Consider the following 6,599-nt stretch of genomic DNA (forward strand, 5'->3'; position numbering starts at 1 on the left):
GCCCTCAGGGATGTCCCTGAGGGCCTCGGCCGTACGTCAGCGGGAGGTCAGCTCGTGGCGCGCTTGCGTCGTGCCAGCAGGACGAGCCAGGTGCCGCCCGCGAGGAGAGCCGCGGCGACCACGACGATCAGCGCGGTCTGTGCGCCGGTGGCGGCGAGGCCGCCTTCCTCCTGGCCGCTCGCCGTCTGGGCGGGCTTCGCGGGCGCAGTGGCGCTCGGGGACGGCTGGGGGTCTGCGACCGGGGTGGCCTTGTCCACCGGGACCGGAGGTGCGGTGGTGGCGAGGGGGGCCGGAGTCTCCTCCTCCACGGGCGTCTCGGGGGCCGGGGTCTCCTCCTCGGTGCCGGGCTCGGGCTCCTTCTCCTCGCCGCCCGTCCCCGGGTCCTTCGGGGTGGTGGGCTGCTCGCAGCCGAGCGTCGCGGAACCGGTCCACGGGAAGTTGTGGTGCTCGAGGCCGCCGCTGGCTCCCGCCCCGCCGAACGTCAGGTCTCCACCGATGTACAACCGACCGTTGGTGTGGGTCTTCTGGGCGACGTCGGCCTGTGGTGCCAGGATCGAGCCGACGGTCTGGCTGCTGCTCGTCATCGTGAGCTTCGTGGCGTCGGGGAAGTTCCACAGGATGCGGGGGGCCCACTTGCCGAGGGCCGCACCCGCGTCGATCCGATCGCTGCCCGCGGCGATGTAGTTCAGCGAGAGGTCCGGCGTCCTGCCCGAGACGTTCACGACGATCGGTGCGGACGTCCCGACGTTCTCGAACGTGACCTCACCGCGCAGGCCCGCCACCTGCTCGGCGGAGACGTCGAAGACCTGCACCGCGGACGAACCGTCGCCGATCAGGACCTTCCCGGCGAGGCTCCCGGTCGCGGGCTTGCTCGCGAGGTCGGCCGAGACCTTGTCGAGCTCGGACCCGAGGGCCTTGGCCTGGGGTGCGGGCACGGGCGAGTGCGGGGTCTTCTTCCCGCCGTTGAGCTCGAAGGTTCCCTCGATGGCGCCGCCGGCGACGACGTTCCCGCCCTTGTCGAGCCGGTGGGCGACCTCGACCCGACCGGACTTGACGGTCACGGCCCCTGCGGCCAGGACCATGTCGCTGCCGCTCGGCGGCGTGAACTGGGACCCGGCGCCGACCACGCCGAGGTTCATCAGGTCGCCCGTGTCGATGGTCACCGACCCCTGGGAGACGAGGACGCCCTCGGACTCCTTGGCCCCGCCCAGTGCGGTGTAGTCGCCGCCGACGAAGACGGCCACGCCCTTGTCGGTGAACAGCGGCGTGTTCGTGAGACCACCGGTGAAGTCGGGGCAGTCGGTCCCGAGGGCTGTCGCGGGCAGCGGGGTGGTGGCGAGGGCGGGGGCCGCGCCGAGGCCCAGCAGGCCGGTGGTCAGGGCGCCGGCGGCGAGCGCGCCGAGGAGGGTGCGCTGGGGTGTCCTGCGCGTCGAGCTGAGGAACATCGATGTCTCCGGGGTCGAGGCCGAAAGTAAGGTCTACGTACTAATCCACGGCCCAGGATGTCCCGACGTCTGGTTTGTCAGGGGATATCAGGAGATGCGCGAGGATCACCGGCACAGTATTGGGCCCCGTCGCGACACGCCAAATCCGTTGCCGGGTGAAAGTCCCCGTTCAGGTCGCGTCTTCGTCGACCGTGGGCTAGCGGCGGTCGATAGTTCGCTTGTCGGTGGTTCGCCGTACCGTGGAACCATGCGTCCCGTCACCGATCTGCAGCGCACCGTCGCCCCGTTCGAGGTCATCTCCGACTACACGCCGTCGGGTGACCAGCCCACCGCGATCGCCGACCTCTCGCAGAGGCTGCGAGCGGGTGAGAAGGACGTGGTGCTGCTCGGGGCGACGGGCACCGGGAAGTCCGCGACGACGGCCTGGCTCATCGAGGAGCTGCAGCGCCCCACGCTGGTCATGGCCCCCAACAAGACCCTCGCGGCCCAGCTGGCCACCGAGTTCCGGGAGCTGCTCCCCAACAACGCGGTCGAGTACTTCGTGTCCTACTACGACTACTACCAGCCCGAGGCGTACATCGCGCAGACGGACACCTACATCGAGAAGGACTCCTCGATCAACGACGAGGTGGAGCGCCTCAGGCACTCCGCGACGTCCTCGCTCCTGACGCGGCGCGACGTCGTCGTCGTGGCCTCGGTGTCCTGCATCTACGGCCTCGGCACGCCGCAGGAGTACGTGGACCGCATGGTCCGTCTCGACGTCGGCGACCAGGTCGAGCGCGACGCGATGCTGCGGCAGTTCGTCACCATGCAGTACACGCGCAACGACCTGGCCTTCACGCGAGGTACCTTCCGGGTGCGCGGCGACACCGTGGAGATCATCCCGGTCTACGAGGAGCTCGCGATCCGGATCGAGTTCTTCGGCGACGAGATCGAGGCGATCCACCTGCTGCACCCGCTGACGGGTGACGTGGTCCGTTCGGAGACGAGCGTCAACCTGTTCCCGGCGACGCACTACGTCGCCGGTCCGGAGCGCATGGAACGCGCGATCACCTCGATCGAGGCCGAGCTGGAGCAGCGGCTCGCAGAGCTCGAGCGGCAGAACAAGCTCCTCGAGGCGCAGCGTCTGCGCATGCGGACCACGTACGACATCGAGATGATGCGCCAGATCGGCTCGTGCTCGGGCATCGAGAACTACTCACGACACATCGACGGCCGAGAGGCCGGCACGGCCCCGCACACGTTGCTGGACTACTTCCCCGAGGACTTCCTCCTCGTGATCGACGAGTCCCACGTCACGGTCCCGCAGATCGGGGCGATGTTCGAGGGCGACATGTCGCGCAAGCGCAACCTGGTCGACCACGGCTTCCGCCTGCCGAGCGCGATGGACAACCGGCCGTTGCGCTGGGAGGAGTTCGTCGAGCGGATCGGGCAGACGGTCTACCTCTCGGCGACCCCGGGCAAGTACGAGCTCTCGATGTCGGACGGCGTGGTCGAGCAGATCATCCGGCCCACGGGCCTGGTCGACCCGGAGATCGTCGTCAAGCCGACGACGGGGCAGATCGACGACCTGCTCCACGAGATCCGCGAGCGGGTCGAGCGCAACGAGCGCGTGCTGGTCACGACCCTGACCAAGAAGATGTCCGAGGACCTCACGGACTACTTCCTGGAGCGCGACGTCCGCGTCCGGTACCTGCACTCCGAGGTCGACACCCTGCGGCGCGTCGAGCTGCTGCGCGAGCTGCGCATGGGCGAGTACGACGTCCTCGTGGGCATCAACCTGCTCCGTGAGGGGCTCGACCTGCCCGAGGTGTCCCTCGTCGCGATCCTCGACGCCGACAAGGAGGGCTTCCTGCGCTCCGGGACGTCCCTCATCCAGACGATCGGTCGTGCCGCCCGCAACGTGTCCGGCCAGGTCCACATGTACGCCGACAAGATCACACCGGCCATGGCGCAGGCGATCGAGGAGACCACCCGGCGTCGCGAGAAGCAGGTCGCGTACAACCTGGAGCACGGCGTCGACCCCACCCCGCTGCGCAAGAAGATCGCCGACGTGACGGACATGCTCGCCCGTGAGGACATCGACACGCAGGAGCTCCTCGCCGGCGGCTACCGCCAGCCCGGCAAGGGACGTGCGCCGGTCCCGGGGGGCCCCAAGGAGGGCGCGACGACGGCCAACCGGCTCGCGGGGGTCGCCGCGGGCGAGCTCGCGGACCTGATCCAGGAGCTCAGCGACCAGATGCACGCGGCGGCGGCCGAGCTCCAGTTCGAGCTCGCCGCGCGGCTGCGTGACGAGATCTCGGGGCTCAAGAAAGAGCTGCGACAGATGCAGTCGGCCACCGCCTGAGTGCTGGTACGCCCGGGCCGACGTCGTCGGTCCGGTGACGGCGACGGAACGAGGGATGCCATGGCACGCACGGTCCAGATCACGTTCGACGCGGCCGACCCGAGAGGCCTCGGCGCCTTCTGGTGCGTCGCGCTGGGGTACGTCGAGCAGCCCCCGCCGGAGGGGTTCGCCGACTGGGAGTCCGCCATGGCCGCGTGGGGCATGAGCCCCGACCGGTACAACTCGTTCTATGCGGTCGTGGACCCGGACGGTGTGGGGCCACGGATCTTCATCCAGCAGGTCCCGGAGCCGAAGACGGCCAAGAACCGCATGCACATCGACGTGGGCGTCGAGGGGGAGGGGGCCGACCGCGTGCGCAACGTCCGGGCGCACACCGAGCGCCTCGTCGCGCTGGGGGCGACGCTGCTCCAGGAGATGGACGAGAACGGCGAGTTCTGGATCGTCCTGCAGGACCCGGAGGGCAACGAGTTCTGCGTCCAGTGAGGGCGGAGCGCGCTGCGGGGCTGCCTGCTCCCGGAAGTTCCGGCGGGCCCGGGCCGTTGTGGAAGGCGTGGGAGCCCGGCTCGTGCCATGCCCTATGCTTGCTCAGTTGAAGGGGAGTATTCCCAGAAACGGTGATGTCGTCATCACGGCCGGCGCAGTCGTCGGCCCGGTGTCACCGGTCCTGCACGGTCACCTCTCGCGATCGCCCCCGGGCGCATCGGTGACCGCGAGGGCGGAAGAGACCTTCGGTACTCGACGCTACGTACCGGAGGTATGAGTGATGGATGTTCCTGTCTGGATGTGGGTCGCGACGATCGGCATGATCCTCGCGATGCTGGCCTTCGACTTCGTGGGTCACGTCCGCACCCCGCACGCTCCCACCCTCAGGGAAGCCTCGTGGTGGTCCGCCGGCTACGTCGGCATCGCGGTCCTCTTCGGCGCCGGGATCTGGGCGTACTTCGGCTCGGTCTACGGCGGGGAGTACTTCGCCGGGTACATCACCGAGAAGAGCCTGTCGGTCGACAACCTCTTCGTGTTCGTCCTCATCATGACGAGCTTCCGGGTGCCCAGGCTGTACCAGCAGAAGGTCCTGCTGATCGGCATCACGATCGCCCTGGTCCTGCGCACGATCTTCATCCTCCTGGGTGCCGCACTGATCGAGAACTTCAGCTGGGTCTTCTACATCTTCGGTGCCTTCCTCATCTACACCGCGTACACGCAGGTCAAGAGCGCACGTGAGCACGACGACGAGGAGTACAAGGAGAACGGCGTCCTGCGCCTCACGCGTCGCCTCTTCCCGACGACGGACGCGTACGTCGAGGACAGGATGTTCACGAAGATCGACGGCAAGCGCTACATCACGCCGATGCTCATCGTGATGATCGCCATCGGCAGCGCCGACCTGCTGTTCGCGGTCGACTCGATCCCGGCGATCTTCGGGCTCACGCAGGAGACGTTCCTCGTGTTCGCGGCCAACGCGTTCTCGCTCCTGGGCCTGCGCCAGCTCTACTTCCTGATCGACGGTCTCCTCGACCGGCTCGTGTACCTCGCCTGGGGTCTGGCCGCGATCCTCGGCTTCATCGGGATCAAGCTCCTCATCCACGCGCTGCACAAGAACGAGATCCCGTTCATCAACGGTGGCGAGCACGTCACCGCCATCCCTGAGATCTCGACGGCCGTCTCGCTCAGCTTCATCCTGGTCACGCTCGCCATCACGACGATCGCGAGCCTCGCCAAGGACAAGAGCGACCGCCGTCGCCTGGAGAAGGAAACCTACTGATGCAGCACGAGCTGCCGTTCTGGTTCGAGGCGGCGTCCCTGACGACCCTCGTCGTCCTCCTGCTCGTCGACCTGGTGATCGTGGGCCGTCGCCCGCACGTGCCGTCGATGAAGGAGAGCGGCCTGTGGGTGGCGTTCTACGTCGCCCTGGCACTGGCCTTCGGCGGCCTCGTCGCCCTCGTGGGCGGCAGTGCTCCCGCGGTCGAGTTCTACGCGGGCTGGCTCACCGAGTACAGCCTCTCGGTCGACAACCTCTTCGTGTTCGTCATCATCATGACGAGGTTCGCCGTGCCGCGGGAGCACCAGCAGAAGGTGCTCATGGTGGGGATCATCGTGGCGCTCGTGCTGCGGGGGGCGTTCATCCTCGCGGGCGCCGCGATCATCGCCCAGTTCGTGTGGGTCTTCTACCTCTTCGGGGCGTTCCTGATCTACACCGCCGTCAAGCTGGTCGTGGGCGGGGACGAGTCGGAGGAGTACCAGGAGAACCGGCTCATCCGGTCGCTGCGCCGGGTGCTGCCGCTGTCGCCCACGTACGACGGCGGCAGGCTGCGCACCGTGGTCGACGGCAAGCGGCTCTTCACGCCCATGCTGATCGTGTTCCTCGCGATCGGCAGCACGGACCTGCTGTTCGCGTTCGACTCGATCCCGGCGATCTTCGGGCTCACGCACGACCCGTTCATCGTGTTCACGACGAACGTGTTCGCCCTCATGGGGCTGCGTCAGCTCTACTTCCTGCTGGGCGGCCTGCTCGAGCGGCTCGTGTACCTGCCGATCGGGCTCGCGGTGATCCTGGGGTTCATCGGGATCAAGCTGATCCTCGAGGCCCTGCACGAGAACACGTTGCCGTTCATCAACGGCGGACAGCACATCGAGGCCGTCCCGACGGTGCCGATCTGGCTCTCGCTCGTGGTCATCCTGGGTGCGCTCGGGGTCACGACCGTGGCGAGCCTGCTGCGGACGCGTGGTCAGCAGAAGGACGAGTCCCTGCCCGACGACGTCGACGCGGCCTCGTAGGCCCGCGCCGGCGGGCGCTGGTCGCCCTGTGA

Annotated in this window: 5 protein-coding genes; 4 read left to right on the plus strand and 1 reads right to left on the minus strand. The window is 68.2% G+C overall.

Features of this window, described 5'->3' with window-relative positions; all coding sequences use genetic code 11:
• Positions 1 to 47: 47 nt before the first annotated feature.
• A complete protein-coding gene (locus ACFRCR_RS15445; RefSeq protein WP_377678746.1) occupies positions 48 to 1,445 on the minus strand; it encodes a choice-of-anchor A family protein in 1,398 nt (465 codons plus the stop codon).
• A 247-nt stretch (positions 1,446 to 1,692) separates the two neighbouring features.
• Between ACFRCR_RS15445 and uvrB the strand changes: the two genes are divergently transcribed.
• The 4 genes from uvrB (at position 1,693) to ACFRCR_RS15465 (ending at position 6,567) form a co-directional block, all read left to right on the plus strand.
• Positions 1,693 to 3,792: an excinuclease ABC subunit UvrB gene (gene uvrB, locus ACFRCR_RS15450; RefSeq protein WP_377678748.1), complete on the plus strand. Its 2,100-nt coding sequence runs from the start codon at positions 1,693 to 1,695 to the stop codon at positions 3,790 to 3,792.
• A 60-nt stretch (positions 3,793 to 3,852) separates the two neighbouring features.
• Positions 3,853 to 4,275: a VOC family protein gene (locus tag ACFRCR_RS15455; RefSeq protein ID WP_377678750.1), complete on the plus strand. Its 423-nt coding sequence runs from the start codon at positions 3,853 to 3,855 to the stop codon at positions 4,273 to 4,275.
• Between the two features lie 280 nt (positions 4,276 to 4,555).
• Positions 4,556 to 5,554: a TerC family protein gene (locus ACFRCR_RS15460; RefSeq protein WP_377678752.1), complete on the plus strand. Its 999-nt coding sequence runs from the start codon at positions 4,556 to 4,558 to the stop codon at positions 5,552 to 5,554.
• The gene (locus ACFRCR_RS15465) at positions 5,554 to 6,567 is read left to right on the plus strand and encodes a TerC family protein (protein ID WP_377678754.1); all 1,014 of its coding nucleotides are present in this window, start codon (positions 5,554 to 5,556) and stop codon (positions 6,565 to 6,567) included. The genes ACFRCR_RS15460 and ACFRCR_RS15465 overlap by 1 nt, the downstream gene beginning before the upstream one ends.
• Positions 6,568 to 6,599 lie beyond the last annotated feature (32 nt).

Origin of the sequence: Oerskovia sp. NPDC056781 (assembly GCF_042789955.1) — a bacterium.
GTDB classification, from domain to species: Bacteria; Actinomycetota; Actinomycetes; order Actinomycetales; family Cellulomonadaceae; genus Oerskovia; species Oerskovia rustica.